We start from the raw sequence: 14,047 nt of genomic DNA on the forward strand, positions 1-14,047 counted from the left end.
GTCGCGTGCATGCCGAACCCCACCTCCCGCTCCCGGCCGAGCTGCCGCTTGTCGACGAGCCGGGCGGTACCGATGTCGACCTGAAAACGCAGATCATCCGCTTCGGTGTCACCGGCGGATTGTCGGCCGTCGTCGACTACGGGATTTACAGTCTGCTGCTGAACCTGATCGGGCTGCCGGTCAGCGTCGCCAAGTCGATCAGCTTCATCGCGGGCACCACCACCGCGTATCTGATCAACCGCCGTTGGACCTTCCAGGCGCCACCGAGCCGAGCCCGCTTCCTCGCGGTGGTGGTGCTCTACGCCATCACCTTCGCCGTCCAGGTCGGCATCAACGCGGTGCTCTACGCCACCCTGACCGACGAGTGGTGGCGGCAGCCGCTGGCATTTGTCGTCGCCCAGGGCACCGCCACCGTCATCAACTTCGTCGTCCAACGCCTGGTCATCTTCAAAATCCACTGACCTCGGATAGGGGCTCGTCGAGGGTAGTGAAATGGCGGTCCAAAGGGTTCTCGAGAGCCACTTTCTCCACCCCCGATCACATGAGTCAGCGTGGGACCAAGGCTGGGGTGGTGGGGTCGGTTGCCTCGCGGGACTGTGCTTTGGCGCCGAAGTAGTCGCCGCCTTTGGCGCGGACGTTGTCGGTACCCCAGTCGCGTTGCTCGCGCGCGGCGGGCACCAGGTGCGGAATGTGCTTGCGGCAGTGGATGTAGGCCTCGTCGATGTCGACGACCACCCAGCGCTCGGCCGCTCGACCTTTGTGGCTCTCCGGTAGATCGGACACCGATCGACGCAAGTTCTCGTCGTCGATGATGCGGGCCGATCCGTTGATGTGCAGGCCGATCAGGTCGCGGACGAAATCGATGAGCAGGATGCCGACGTGCGGGTTCTCCAGGATGTTGCCGAGGCTGGCCATGACACCGTTGCCGCGGTATTCGGGATAGGCAATCGTGCGTTCGTCGATGACGTGTAGAAAGCCGGGCAGGCCCGCGCGGAAGCTGGCGTCGCATTCTCCGTGCTTGTCCGAGGTGGCGATGAAGGCCATATCCATCCGCGCGATGAATTCGATCATCGTGGGGTTCAGTCGGTCGAGCACCTGGTCGTCGTAGAAACGGCCGGCTCTGTCCTCGGTGTTGTACCTGTCTTGGAGTTCGTGCTCACCGTCACTGCCACGCTGTCTGCCGGGCATCTGTGCCCCCTCTGGTAGCCGGAGTCCGGCTACTCGGGGTTCGACGCTGAACCGCGACTAAACCGAAATCCTGTCCATCTTAATGGGTTTCGCTGGGCAAGGCTACAAAATCCATCTCGAGAATGTATCGAATGCTTAATTAGCGCAAGAGTTTCCACAAGTTAGCCGGAAGCCGACCGAACGGAATTTTTGACGGTCGGTCGGCAGCGAATGCGGCGGCGCGCTCAGGCCGGCGTCACAGTGACCGGGACACCGTTGAACACCGCGTTCCCGGACGGCACGTCGACCACCGAATCATCGGTCAGCACATTGGCATTGACCCCGGCGTGGTCCCGCGCCACCGCTTGGGTGCTGTCGGTGTGACCCCAGCCGTGCGGCAGGCTCACCACCCCGGGCATGATCGCGTCGGTTGGCTCCAGCGGCACCGTCAACGATCCGGCGGCCGATTTCACCACGGCGTTGTCGCCCAGGCCGAGGCGCGCCACATCGGCGGGATTGATATGCAGTGTGCACTTGTTCGACCCGCTCACCAGCGTCGCGATGTTGTGCATCCAGCTGTTGTTGGACCGCAACTGGCGTCGCCCGATCAGCACCAGATCCGGCGCGGCGTCGTCGAGCCTGCCGCGCATCCTCACCACATCGTCGAGCAGCTCTTGCGGCGCGAGCTCCACTCGGGTGGAAGCCGTGCGCAACGCTCCTGGCAGTCTCGGCTGCAGCGCCCCGAGATCGATGCCGTGCGGATTGTCGAGCAGCACTTGTAGATTGAGCGTGCCGCCATTCCACTCGCCGTACGGGCCGAGGCGCAGCATCATGTCGATGCGCTGCTCGGTGCTGTTGTCGCCGATCAGCTCCGGCCGCCGATCCGCCAGCCCGGCCTTGTGCAGCGTGCCCGCGATGACCAGCTCGTCCACCGCGGTGAGTGGGTCCTGCCCGCCGGTCCCGTCGTGTGGCCTTCCGGTCAGCGCTGCTGCGAGCCGAGCGATCACGCCGGCCTCCGAGGGACGATCGCCGAGCGGCACAAGTGGTCGCGAATAGCGCGCATAGTTACGGACCGCGAACTGCAGGAGCGCGAAGTCGTAGTGCGGCGACTGCACCGGCCGCGGCGGCGGCAGGATCACATCGGCGTGCCTGGTGGTTTCGTTCAGATACCTGTCGACGCTGACCATGAACTCGAGCTGCGCGAAGGCCACGTCCAGCCGGGCCCCGCTCGGCGCGGAGAGCACCGGGTTGCCCGCGACCGTGATCACCGCGCGGACCTGTCCCTGGCCGGGCGTGGTGATCTCGTCGGCCAGGGTGGCCACCGGCAGCTCGCCCATCGCCTCGGGCAGTTCACGAACCCGGCTGGCCCAGCGGCCGGTGCGGAACGGTTTGGTGCGGGCGATGCCGCCGGCAGCAGCGTTCGCGAACATCGCGCCGCCGGGGGAGTCCAGATTGCCGGTCAACACATTGATCACATCGACAAGCCACTGGGTGAGGGTGCCGAATTCGGCTGTGCAGGTGCCGATTCGGGCGTACACCGCGGCGGTCGGCGCGGCCGCGAGCTCCTGCGCAAGCCGGACAACGGTCTCGGCAGGTACTCCGGTTCGCGCCGAGGCCACCTCCGGGGTGAAATCTGCCGCGGCCGCGCGCACGTCATCGAGTCCGGAAACGTCGACACGCACGTCTGTCAGGTTCTGCGCGAACAACGTGTGGACAATTCCGAACAAGAGATAAGCATCGCTACCCGGCCGAATGAACAGATGCTCGTCGGCGAGCTTCGCCGTGCGGGTCACCCGAGGATCGACGACGACGAATCGGCCGCCCCGATTACGCATCGCTTTCAACCTGCCGGGGAAATCCGGTGCGGTGCACAGCGATCCGTTCGACTCCAGCGGATTCGCGCCGAGCATGAGCAGATAGTCGGTGCGATCGAGATCCGGCACCGGCACAGTCAGCGGATCACCGAACATCAGCCCGCTGGCCACCTGCTTGGGCATCTGGTCGGCCGTGCTCGCGGAATAGAAATTCTTGGTGCCGAGCGCGCGGATCAGCACCGGCGCATAGAGCGCGCCCGCCACCGTGTGCGCATTCGGATTGCCTAGATACAGTGCCACGGATTGGTTCCCGTGTTCGGCCACGATCGCGGGGAAGCGCTCGGCGATCAGATCGAATGCCTCGCTCCAGGATGCGGTGCGCCACGTGCCGGTCGCACGGTCGCGAATCATCGGTTCGGTCAACCGGTCCGGGTCTTCGTCCAGATGACCGAAGCTCGCACCCTTGGGGCAGATGAAGCCCTTGCTGAACGGATCCTGCCGATCACCACGGACCGAGGTCACATGGTTGTCGGGATCGAGGGTGATTTCGAGTCCGCAGACCGCCTCGCACAGCGGGCAGGTGCGCAGCAGCGTGCGGGACGGATCAGTGATCTGGGCCATACCCCATCATCGCCCGCGGCAACGCAGAGTGAAACAGCAATGACCGATAACCGCAATGCGGCTATCGGTCATGGTGGGCCGGGTAGTGCGGATCCTGCCCTGATGCAGGTGTCTCCTCAGCAGGCGACGCTGGTGAGCGCGGTGCGCTGCTTGCGCGAGGTCGCCGAACGGACGGCCGCGCTGATCGCGACCACCGGCGGGATCCAGCGGGCCTCGTTCGGCGCGATGCTCCAGCAGGCCGAGCCCGCCATCAGCTGGGTCGGCGGCAGCGGAATGCCATCGCCGTCGGTGTAGACGGTCGCGCCGGCATCGCGCAGCGCCTCCAGCGCCATCGCGGCCTTGCGGATGCCGGTGACCAAGTGGATCTCGCGACGCTCGGCGCCGGGGATCTCGATCACGGGACCCGACAGGTTGTTCGCGCGGAGGAACCGGCGCACCTCGGCGGCCAGCTCGCCGCTGACCTCGATGCCCGACAAATCGGCATCCGTGATCAGGCAGATTCCGTTCGTCGTTTCAGCGATCGTCCACCCGCGCTGGATGTACTCCTGCGCCGCGGCAGTCATTTCTGCCGCCGAGACGGAAGTCGGAAACGTGGTGCGCACTGTCATTCTCCATTCCCCGATGAACTGGGTCCTGCTGCATTCATGGGTCGTATCGGCGGGGGGTGGCATGGGCGTTACGGGTTTTCAAAAGATCTTTCCGAGTGTCGTATTCGTCTCATCCGTGCCGGCTCGCTATGGCAGGTTTCCGGTCGTCTCTTGGCGGGTCGGCGCTATGCGGGGAGGATCGCGACATGACCGATGAATCCAACGGCGTTCCGGCGCCGGATTCGGATGAGTACGAGACCGAATCGCGCTGGATCGCTTGGAAAGAGTCCGCCTCCCGGCGGTTCTCTCGCTCCACCGTCACCGAGGAACCGCCCGCCGAGCCCTTCGAAAGCCCGCGCGCCTTCGGCAAGTGGAGCGTCGAGGCCGCACGCGGACTGCTCGATGTGCAGTTTCACCGCCCGGCGACCAGGACGCTGTTGCCGCTGGCCTACATGCTCGGTTTGGCCTTCGCGGTGGCGCTGCCGATCGCGCTGATCGTGCTCATGTGGCAGGTCTCCGCGGTGCTCGGGGTGCTGGCCGCGCTGGTGGCGGTGCCGCTCGGGCTGACCATCGCGGCCGTGGTCCGGCTGCTGCTGGAATTCCTGGTGAACGCGTCCAGGCTGGCGACCAGGGTGGAGCACATCAGTGAGCTGGCCGACGATCTGTTCCAGGCGCTTTCGGATGTCGCGGAGCCGGTCAACCAGCTCTCCGAAGATGTCCGTGCAGTGCAGTTCTGGCGGTTCCGCAAGGGCGGTTCGCGCAAGTAGCAACCGATCTGGGTTGCCGTATCCGACGGCGCTCGAACCCATTCGACGTAGCTACGTCATCGGCGTATCTGTGACACCCACAGTGTCCTCTGCGAGTTTCATTGTGAAACAATGCTGTTCGGATGTCCGATTCCTAACGACGGATATCAGGTAGGAAGCGTCGCACTCACGTTCACGGGAGGTTCGCGAGCGGCAATGACGCCCGGCACGAGGGGGAAGTATGGCTTCACCGCACGGCACCACAGGTTCGACGATGCCGCGCAGGCAGCTAGGCCGTCACCTCCGCGATCTGCGCAACCGAGCCAGGATGACCACGAGGATGGCCGCCCAGCAGCTCGAGTGGTCCGAAGCCAAGATCTGGCGGATCGAAACCGGCCAGACCTCGCTGCGCAGCCTGGATGTCGAAGCCATGTGCAAGATCTACGGTGCACCGAGTGAACTCGTCGAGCCGTTGACCGCGCTGGCAAGGGAAACCAAGGCCAGGGGTTGGTGGACCGGCTACAGCGATGTGATCACCGAGGGTTTCGAGGTGTACATCGGGCTGGAGGAAGCCGCCAGGCTGCTGTCCACCTATGAGAACGAGCTGGTTCCCGGCCTGCTGCAGACCGAGTCCTATGCGCGCGCGCTGCTCGCCGCGGGCCGCCCCGACGCGACGGCCGCCGAGATCGAGCGCCGGGTGCAGTTGCGAATGGCACGGCAGGCGTTGGTGACTCGGAGTGATTCGCCGCTGCAGCTGGACGTGGTGATCGGTGAGTCGCTGCTGTGGCATCGTGTCGGCGGCGGCGACGTGGCCGCCGAGCAGCTCGAGCACCTCCGGCGCATGTGTGATCTGCCCAACGTGCGAATCCAGGTGGTCCCCTCGGATTCCGGCTATCACGATGGCATGGAGACGGGCCGCTTCGTGCTGCTCGATTTCGCCGAGGTCGCCGAGGGCGAGCTGACCGAACCGTCGGTCGTCTACGTCGAGGCGTTCACCGGGCCGGTCTACCTGGACAAGGAACACGAAACAGCGCGGTACCGAAAGGCTTTCGCCGGCATCAAGGCGGCGGCGTCGGATGCGCGGGTCGTCATCGAAGAGGCGCGTGCCGGCGTGTGATCGGTTGCGACAGCGGGCGATCGGTGCTGCCTAGGTGCAGCGTTGAACGCCGTCCCAGGTGTTCTCGAGTATCCCGCGATGGGTCGGCAGTGCCTGCTCGTAGACCTCACGGCCCTTGTCGGTGAGGCAGACGAAAATCGCGCGGCGGTCCTCGGCGCACATGGTGCGCGAGACGAGGCCATCGCGCTCCAGCCGAGCCACGGCGCGCGAGAGCGCGCTCTGGCTCAGGTAGATGTCATTGGCCAGATCACTCATCCGGTAGTTGCCGCAGTCGGCGTCGATCAGCCGGTCCAGCGTCTCGAACTCGCTGAGTCCGATCTCATGCTGATTCTGTAGCGCCTTTTCGAGTGCGCAACTCACCGCCGCATGTCGGTCGAGCAGCTCACGCCACTCTCCCACCAGCCCGGTCGGCGCGACGGTGCGCCGGGCTGCGTCTGGAGTCGACACCTTCGACATGGCCCCATCTTAGTGGTTCCCGAACTTCAATGCAAGCGCATTAGTTGTGTTGGCATTTAATGTGCACGCATGTAGCGTACCCCGCATGACTTCTGCGGCAACCCGACCGGCCGCCCAGGCGACCGATTCGATCAGCTGGTCGCTCCGTCTCTGGGGCATGCTGATCACTCTCTGCATTGTGTTGTTCCTCGATGGTCTCGACGTTTCGATGATCGGAGTCGCGCTGCCGTCCATCGGCGCCGAACTCGATCTGTCCACCACCACCCTGCAGTGGCTGATCAGCGGCTACGTGCTCGGATACGGCGGTCTGCTGCTGCTGGGCGGACGCACCGCCGACCTGCTCGGGCGGCGCAAAGTCTTCCTGATCGCGCTCGCGGTCTTCGCAATCGCCTCACTGGCAGGCGGCCTGGTCACCTCGGGCCCGCTGCTGATTCTCACCCGCTTCGTCAAGGGCCTTGCCGCCGCCTTCACCGCGCCGACCGGCCTTTCCATCATCACCACGAACTTCGCCGAGGGCCCGGCGCGCAACAAGGCGCTGTCCATCTACACCGTGTTCGGCGCGGGTGGCTACTCCTCCGGCCTGCTGTTCGGCGGGCTGATGACCGGTGTCGGCTGGCGCTGGACCTTCCTGCTTCCGGTGCCGATCGCGCTCGCCGCGCTGGTCGCCGCCTACCTGCTGGTGCCCAAGGATGAGGCCGCCGAAGAGGGCGGTCACGACATCCTCGGCGCGCTATTGTCCACCGCAGGCATGCTGCTGTTGGTCTACACCGTGGTCACTGCGCCGGAAGTGGGCTGGGGATCGGTGCGCACCATCGGTTCGTTCATCGCGGTCGTGGTGCTTTTCGCCGGTTTCGTCGTGGTGGAGAAGCGGGTCGCGTACCCGCTGGTCCGGCTCGGCATCCTGAAGAAGTCGTCGCTGGTGCGGGCCAGCCTCGCGATCATCGCGGTGGCGGGGTCCTACTTCAGCTGGCAGTTCATCGTGACGCTGTACATGCAGGACTCGCTCGGCTGGTCGCCGCTGAAGCTGGCGATGGCGCTGCTGCCGGTCGGCCTACTCGTGGTGGGGTCGGCGTTCTTCTCCGACAAGCTGGTCGACCGGTTCGGCACCGGGCCGATCATCGCGGTCACCATGGTGGTGATGGCCATCGGCTACCTGCTGTTCCTGCGGCTGGACACCGCACCGTCCTACTGGACGATGCTGCTGCCCGCGGTGCTGCTGATCGGCATCGGCTGGGTCGGCTTCCCCGCCATCAACATTCAGGCGACCAACGGTATCGAGGATGAGGAACAGGGTCTGGCGGCCGGTGTGCTGCAGACCTCCATGCAAGTCGGCGCGGCGATCGTCCTCGCTGTCACCACGGCGATCATCTCCTCCGGTGTGCACACCGACACCTCGCCGTCGGCAGTGCTCGACGCCTACCGCCCCGGACTGGAGTTCGCCGCAGGCATCACCGTGGTCGGCGCCCTTGTCGCGCTGCTCGCCTTCCTGCCCAAGCGGCGCAAGCCGGCCACCGAGCCGGAGCCGGAGCTCGAACTCGTCGGCTGACCCCGCTGCGGCCGAATAGCGCCGAACGCCACCACCCGCCGCGGTGGTGGCGTTCGGCTATTGCCGTCGGATCACGAAAAAGGCGGTGCCACCGTGTCTTTAGGGGATCGGACGTAGGTCAGTGGCTTGCCGTCGCGGCCGACCGTAGGCCAGTCGATGCCGAGCCGCGGATCGAAAGCATCGATATCCCTGTCGAATTCGGGGCTGTACTCCAGCGAGCAGAGATAGGTGACGGTGGAGTGATCCTCCAGCGACAGGATCGCGTGGCCGAGGCCCTCGGAAAGGAACATCGAGCGCCGGTCGATATCGTCGAGGACCACGCTGTCCCAGTGTCCGTAGGTGGGGGAGCCCGGGCGCAGGTCGACGACCACATCGAGGAACGCACCGCGCACGCAGGTCACGTATTTTGCCTGGCCCGGTGGGTCTTCGGTGTAGTGGATGCCGCGCAGCACGCCGGCGGCGGAGACCGAGCAATTGACCTGTCGCAGGTCGAACGCCCGCCCGGTCAACTTCTCGAATTCGGAGGCCTTGAACGATTCGAGGAACATGCCACGGTCGTCACCGAACTGGCGCGGGGTGATCACCCAGGCGCCGGGCACGGCGAGTTCACGGAATTCCACGCTTACCAGTCCCGTCCGCGCTCGAGCAGGTCGAGCAGATAGCTGCCGTAGCCCGAACGGACCATCGGCTCCGCCGCCGTGCGCAGCTGGTCATCGTCGATGAAGCCCATCCGCCACGCGACCTCTTCCGGCACACCGATTTTCAGACCCTGCCGCTGTTCGATGGTGCGGACGTAGTTGGCGGCGTCCAGCAGTGAGTCGAAGGTGCCGGTGTCCAACCATGCGGTGCCGCGGGCCAATACGTCGACCTGGAGCCGATCCTGTTCCAGGTAGGCCCGGTTGATGTCGGTGATCTCGTATTCACCGCGCGCAGAGGGGCGCAGCCCACGCGCGATCTCGACCACGTCGTTGTCATAGAAGTACAGCCCCGGGATGGCGTAGTTGGACCGCGGCGTCTTCGGCTTCTCCTCGATCGATACCGCGCGACCTTCGGTGAATTCGACGACGCCGTAGGCGGTCGGGTCCGACACCCAGTAGGCGAACACCGCGCCGCCGTCGACCTCCGCGAAACGGTTCAGGCTGGTGCCGAGGCCGGGACCGTGGAAGATGTTGTCGCCGAGCACCAGTGCCGCGCTGTCGGTGCCGATGTGGCTCGCGCCGAGCACGAAGGCCTTGGCGAGACCGTCGGGCTCCTGCTGGACGACGTAGTCGATGGCGATGCCGAATTGGCTGCCGTCGCCGAGCAGCCTGCCGAAGGCCTCGGCGTCCTCCGGGGTGGTGATCACCAGGATGTCGGTGATGCCCGCGAGCATCAGCGTGGACAGAGGGTAGTAGATCATCGGTTTGTCGTAGACCGGGACCAGCTGCTTGCTCACCCCGCGCGTGATGGGGTGCAGCCGGGAACCGGTGCCGCCCGCCAAGATGATTCCGCGCATGGGAAGGAGTCTGCCAGTTTCGCCTGGCCCGGAGTCGGGGAGGTTCCGACTCGCCCACAAATTGATCACAAACGTGTGGTGCCCGGGCGCGCCGGGCGATTGTTGTTGCGTATGTCACGTTAACGTGATGTTCTGAAATATCAATGTGTGAGATGTCAGCGTCGACAACTCGCCCGCGACAACCTCCGGTCGGGCTCGGCGTGCCAGTTGTGAGGTAGGTGCGCGATGTCAGCGAGCAGAATCGGCGAGCCCGGTGTTGTGATGAATCCGGATGGCCAGAGCGCGCACTCCCGAATGTTGTTGGCGACGTGCCTCGGGGTGGTGCGGCCGGTGTTGCGAGTCGCGCCCATCACCCGCGCGACCATTCCCATCGGCGCGGCGGCGATCGACACCCTCGCGCGTTTGCGCCCGGAGCCACGCGGCGTGGACCGGGAGCAGGTGGAGCTGAACGGTTTCCGGCTCGAGGTCATCCGTCCGTCCGGCGGCTCCCGCGCGCTGCGTCACGGCGCGGTGCTGTACATGCACGGCGGCGGATTCGCGGTGTGTGGACTGCGCACGCACCGTCCCGTCGCGGCCAGCGTGGCCAGGCGCACCGGACTGCCGGTGGTGAATGTCGACTACCGCCAGCTGCCCGCACAGAGCATCGCCCAATCGATCGACGACTGCCTGAGCGCCTACCGCTGGCTGCTGCAACACGGGGCGGACCCGGCGCGGATCGTCTTCGCGGGCGATTCGGCGGGCGGCTACCTGACCTTCGCCACGGCGCTGCGCGCGATCGAGCTCGGGCTGCCGAGCCCGGCCGGCCTGATCGGACTGAGCCCACTGCTCGATCTGGACTACGCGGCCAAGCGGGACTACATCAATACGGCGCGCGATCCGTATATCCCGCTGTCCGCGCTCGCCGCTGTGGTGCAGATCGGGGCCGAGGTCGACCGCAGGCTCGATCCGATGCTCTCGCCGGTCAATGGTGCGTTGGCCGGCCTGCCACCGGTGCTGTTGATCGCGGCCGAGGACGAAATACTGCGCTACGACTGCGAACTGATGGCGCAGCGGCTCACCGCGGCGGGCGTGCCGAACTCGCTCGAGCTGTGGCGCGGCCAGGTGCACGCGTTCATGAGTATCTTCCCCAACCTCCCCGAGGGCCGGGCGGCGTTGGCCAGGGTCTCCCGATTTGTGCGCGCTCGCCTCGAGCAGCCGGAGCAGGCTCGGACGGCCTGATCACGGTCGGCCGGACGAGTCGAACCCCGCCCTAGAATTTCCGGGGCGGGGTTCACATTGCCAGGTGGCGCCTGTCGCAACACCTTCCGCATCGACAATTGCTCGTACATCCATTCCGAATTGATTCGGCGTTGATGGCACCTGGATCGCAAACTGTCAGCTGCTGTCCCTGAGTTATTCATCATTCGTTCACCTGAGGGGCCTTCGGGTCTTCAGTGCCGCGGTCCCTATGGCAAATGCAGGCAACCCCGCCACGGCGAGTGCCGGGCGGGGTTGCCTGCATCAGGTTGTGCAAGCCGGTTCTACTTGGCCGGGACGAACGGCTGGTTGATCGTCGTGAAGTACTGGATCGCCGCACCGATCGCCACGGGGGCGGTGATGAAGATCTGGCCCAGCACGGTGCCGACCGCACCGACCAGGGCGATACCCGCGACGCAGCCGACAGCAGCGGCGGGCAGGAACGGACCGAACAGGCCGACGATGGTGCCACCGACAACCGCGCCGCCCAGCACGCCGCCGAGGACGCAGCCGATGGCCGCGCCGCCGAGGCCGCCGACCAGGGTGCCGATGGTGGCGCCCATGGCGACGGTGTCCTTCAAGCGGTTGAAGGCGGCCACCTCACGGTCGTATTCGGACTTCCAGGGGGCCTTGTCCTCGAAGGGCAGCGCGACCGGCTTGTAGGTGGCGTGCTCGATGTCCATCTGCGGGGTGAGAGTCGCGGTGCGGCCGGAGATTTCGGCGGCGATCGGGAACTCGAACTCGTCGACGCGGAACTTCAGCGGGGTTCCTGCGACCACGGTGCCGTTGGCAGCCTTGATCTTCAGTGCATCATCTTCGACAACGATCGATCCGGCATCGGTCGTCACGATCGACTGTGTTTCGGTGGCCTTGGCGGTGAAGTTGATCGGAGCGTCGGCAGCCGGGGCCGCCGGGTCCGCGTTGACGGTACCTGCGGTGACGCCCATGGCGGCAATCAGCAGGGCCGACGTAGCGGCAAATTTCCTCATCAGCATTTGTTTTAGACCTCAGTGTGAAGCGTTCGGAGGGGACTAGACGATCGAAATCTAGATCAGCTAACGAGTGGTGAACCGGTTGTGACCTTTTATTCAAATTTTGTTCACCATTGAGACCCGAGGCTTGGTGGGGTCTTGGAAATAAGTGCGTCGACTAGGGATTTCTGCGGAGAATCAAACTGGTCGCCTCACTCTTCCGCCAGATAGTGAGACTGAAGTCACACCGCGCGAAGGCCTCCCAGCACTGCGAAGGGGCTCGGCAGCCGGCGGGCCCACCGGTGGACGTAGTGTCGTGGAGTGCGATTGCTCGTAACCGGCGGTGCCGGATTCATCGGTGCGAATTTCGTTCGACAGACCGTGGCCGAGCGCCCCGACACGACGGTAACCGTCCTTGACGCCCTGACATACGCGGGCAGCCGGGCCTCGCTCGCGCCGGTGGCCGACCGAATCGACTTCGTGCACGGCGATATTGCCGATCTGGACCTGGTCGACGAGCTCGTCAGCGGTGTCGACGCTGTCGTCCATTTCGCGGCCGAATCGCACAACGACAACTCCCTCGCCGACCCGTGGCCGTTCGTGCAGACCAATATCGTCGGTACCTACTCGCTGCTGCAGGCGGTGCGCAGGCACGAGGTGCGCTACCACCATGTTTCCACTGACGAGGTCTACGGCGACCTCACCCCGGAGGCCGCCGCCTTCGACGAGAACACCGCCTACAACCCGTCGAGCCCCTACTCGGCGACCAAGGCCTCCAGTGACCTGCTGGTGCGTGCCTGGACCCGTTCGTTCGGCGTCCGGTCGACGATCTCCAACTGCAGCAACAACTATGGGCCCTATCAGCATGTGGAGAAGTTCATCCCGCGCCAGATCACCAATCTCATCGACGGTGTCCGTCCGCGGCTCTACGGCGCCGGACATCAGGTGCGCGACTGGATTCATGTGGACGACCACAACCGGGCGGTGTGGGACATCCTCGAACGTGGCCGGACCGGCCAGACCTATCTGATCGGCGCCGACGGCGAACTCGACAACAAGTCGGTGGTGCGGATGATCCTGGAGGCATTCGACCGCGACCCCGACGATTTCGACCACGTCACCGACCGCGCCGGTCACGACCAGCGTTATGCGATCGACGCGTCGTTGCTGCGGTCCGAACTCGGCTGGACCCCGCGCTACTCCGACTTCCGCGCGGGGCTGGCCGCGACCATCCAGTGGTACCGCGACAACGAATCGTGGTGGCGCCCGCACAAGGCGCTGACCGAGCGCGCCTACGCCGCCGCGGGCGAGACCGAGATCAGTTCGGCGCACTGACCTGACACGCGAAACCCGCCCTGCGCATTTGCCGGGCGGGTTTCGTGTGTTCGAAGGCGCGTTACTTGGCGGGCGCGTTGAACGGCTGGTTGATGGTGGTGAAGTACTGGATCGCCGCACCGATGGCGACCGGGGCGGTGATGAAGATCTGGCCTGCGACGGCGCCGACGGCGCCGACCAGGGCAACACCCGCGACGCAGCCGACAGCAGCGGCAGGCAGGAACGGACCGAACAGGCCGACGATGGTGCCACCGACAACCGCGCCGCCCAGCACGCCGCCGAGCACGCAACCGACAGCCGCGCCACCGAGGCCACCGACCAGGGTGCCGATGGTGGCGCCCATGGCGATGGTGTCCTTCATGCGGTTGAAGGCGGCCTGCTCACGGTCGTATTCGCTCTTCCAGGGAGCCTTGTCCTCGAAGGGCAACGCGACCGGCTTGTACGTGGCGTGTGCCATGTCCATCTGCGGGGTGAGAGTCGCGGTGCGGCCCGAAATCGCGGCGGCGATCGGGAACTCGAAGTCGTCCACCCGGAACGACAGCGGCGTTCCCGCCAGCACCGTTCCGTTGGTCGCCTTGATCTTGAAGACGCCGTCTTCGACGGTCATGGCGCCGGCATCGGTCGAGACGATGGTCGAGGTGTCGGTGGCGTTCGCGGTGAAGTTGACCGGCGCCTCGTCGGCGGGTGCGGCGTTGACAGTGCCGGCGGTCACGCCGATCGCGGCGATCAGCAGTGCCGACGTGGCGGCAAATTTCCTCATCAGCATTTATTGAATCCTCGATGCATATTGTTCGGAGTGGACTCCGTAATAAGAATCGAGGTCAGCTAATTTGTGGTGAATCAAACGTGATTGTTTATTAAGCCCTCGTTCACCTGCCGGACCGGATGGTCTCGTTGGTGTCTGAAAAGTGCTATCTGTCAGCGTTTTTCGTGTTCGACGGCAGGGTGGGCCACCG

The 14,047-nt window shown here is 65.3% G+C and carries 14 protein-coding genes; 6 read left to right on the top strand and 8 right to left on the bottom strand.

Features of this window, described 5'->3' with window-relative positions; all coding sequences use genetic code 11:
• Positions 1–5: 5 nt before the first annotated feature.
• On the top strand, positions 6–461 hold the full coding sequence (locus OHA42_RS06015) for a GtrA family protein (protein WP_406235254.1): 456 nt from the start codon (positions 6–8) through the stop codon (positions 459–461).
• 85 nt (positions 462–546) lie between these two features.
• Here OHA42_RS06015 and OHA42_RS06020 read toward each other — a convergent pair whose 3' ends face one another.
• The 3 genes from OHA42_RS06020 to OHA42_RS06030 form a co-directional block, all read right to left on the bottom strand.
• Positions 547–1,188 carry a pyridoxamine 5'-phosphate oxidase family protein gene (locus OHA42_RS06020; RefSeq protein ID WP_406235256.1) on the bottom strand — a complete coding sequence of 214 codons (642 nt, stop codon included), beginning with the start codon at positions 1,186–1,188 and terminating at the stop codon, positions 547–549.
• A gap of 224 nt (positions 1,189–1,412) precedes the next feature.
• Positions 1,413–3,602 carry a molybdopterin-dependent oxidoreductase gene (locus OHA42_RS06025; protein ID WP_406235258.1) on the bottom strand — a complete coding sequence of 730 codons (2,190 nt, stop codon included), beginning with the start codon at positions 3,600–3,602 and terminating at the stop codon, positions 1,413–1,415.
• A 116-nt stretch (positions 3,603–3,718) separates the two neighbouring features.
• The gene (locus tag OHA42_RS06030; RefSeq protein WP_406235259.1) at positions 3,719–4,210 is read right to left on the bottom strand and encodes a hypothetical protein; all 492 of its coding nucleotides are present in this window, start codon (positions 4,208–4,210) and stop codon (positions 3,719–3,721) included.
• A 185-nt stretch (positions 4,211–4,395) separates the two neighbouring features.
• Between OHA42_RS06030 and OHA42_RS06035 the strand changes: the two genes are divergently transcribed.
• The gene (locus OHA42_RS06035; protein WP_406235261.1) at positions 4,396–4,956 is read left to right on the top strand and encodes a DUF4282 domain-containing protein; all 561 of its coding nucleotides are present in this window, start codon (positions 4,396–4,398) and stop codon (positions 4,954–4,956) included.
• A 220-nt stretch (positions 4,957–5,176) separates the two neighbouring features.
• On the top strand, positions 5,177–6,052 hold the full coding sequence (locus OHA42_RS06040; RefSeq protein WP_406235263.1) for a helix-turn-helix domain-containing protein: 876 nt from the start codon (positions 5,177–5,179) through the stop codon (positions 6,050–6,052).
• 30 nt (positions 6,053–6,082) lie between these two features.
• Here OHA42_RS06040 and OHA42_RS06045 read toward each other — a convergent pair whose 3' ends face one another.
• Positions 6,083–6,508: a MarR family winged helix-turn-helix transcriptional regulator gene (locus OHA42_RS06045; RefSeq protein WP_406235265.1), complete on the bottom strand. Its 426-nt coding sequence runs from the start codon at positions 6,506–6,508 to the stop codon at positions 6,083–6,085.
• A gap of 85 nt (positions 6,509–6,593) precedes the next feature.
• Here OHA42_RS06045 and OHA42_RS06050 point away from each other — a divergent pair, with 85 nt between their 5' ends.
• Positions 6,594–8,054 (top strand): MFS transporter, encoded by a 1,461-nt coding sequence (locus OHA42_RS06050; protein ID WP_406235266.1) that lies wholly within the window; start codon positions 6,594–6,596, stop codon positions 8,052–8,054.
• A gap of 71 nt (positions 8,055–8,125) precedes the next feature.
• On the opposite strand, the gene OHA42_RS06055 is transcribed toward OHA42_RS06050, so the two are convergent.
• Both OHA42_RS06055 and rfbA read right to left on the bottom strand, forming a co-directional pair.
• A complete protein-coding gene (locus tag OHA42_RS06055) occupies positions 8,126–8,674 on the bottom strand; it encodes a dTDP-4-dehydrorhamnose 3,5-epimerase family protein (RefSeq protein ID WP_406235268.1) in 549 nt (182 codons plus the stop codon).
• A gap of 2 nt (positions 8,675–8,676) precedes the next feature.
• Entirely contained in the window at positions 8,677–9,549 is an 873-nt protein-coding gene (gene rfbA / locus OHA42_RS06060; protein WP_406235270.1) for a glucose-1-phosphate thymidylyltransferase RfbA, read from the bottom strand.
• A gap of 225 nt (positions 9,550–9,774) precedes the next feature.
• On the opposite strand from rfbA, the gene OHA42_RS06065 reads away from it, so the two are divergent.
• Positions 9,775–10,767 (top strand): alpha/beta hydrolase, encoded by a 993-nt coding sequence (locus OHA42_RS06065; RefSeq protein ID WP_406235272.1) that lies wholly within the window; start codon positions 9,775–9,777, stop codon positions 10,765–10,767.
• A 302-nt stretch (positions 10,768–11,069) separates the two neighbouring features.
• Here OHA42_RS06065 and OHA42_RS06070 read toward each other — a convergent pair whose 3' ends face one another.
• Positions 11,070–11,780, bottom strand: a complete 711-nt coding sequence (locus OHA42_RS06070) for a hypothetical protein (protein WP_406235274.1) — start codon at positions 11,778–11,780, stop codon at positions 11,070–11,072.
• A 297-nt stretch (positions 11,781–12,077) separates the two neighbouring features.
• Between OHA42_RS06070 and rfbB the strand changes: the two genes are divergently transcribed.
• Complete coding sequence (gene rfbB / locus OHA42_RS06075; protein ID WP_406235276.1) at positions 12,078–13,091, top strand: dTDP-glucose 4,6-dehydratase; 1,014 nt, start codon at positions 12,078–12,080, stop codon at positions 13,089–13,091.
• 61 nt (positions 13,092–13,152) lie between these two features.
• On the opposite strand, the gene OHA42_RS06080 is transcribed toward rfbB, so the two are convergent.
• Entirely contained in the window at positions 13,153–13,857 is a 705-nt protein-coding gene (locus OHA42_RS06080) for a hypothetical protein (protein WP_406235278.1), read from the bottom strand.
• Between the last annotated feature and the right edge of the window lie 190 nt (positions 13,858–14,047).

Origin of the sequence: Nocardia sp. NBC_01009, assembly GCF_045208035.1 — a bacterium.
Classification (GTDB): domain Bacteria; phylum Actinomycetota; class Actinomycetes; order Mycobacteriales; family Mycobacteriaceae; genus Nocardia.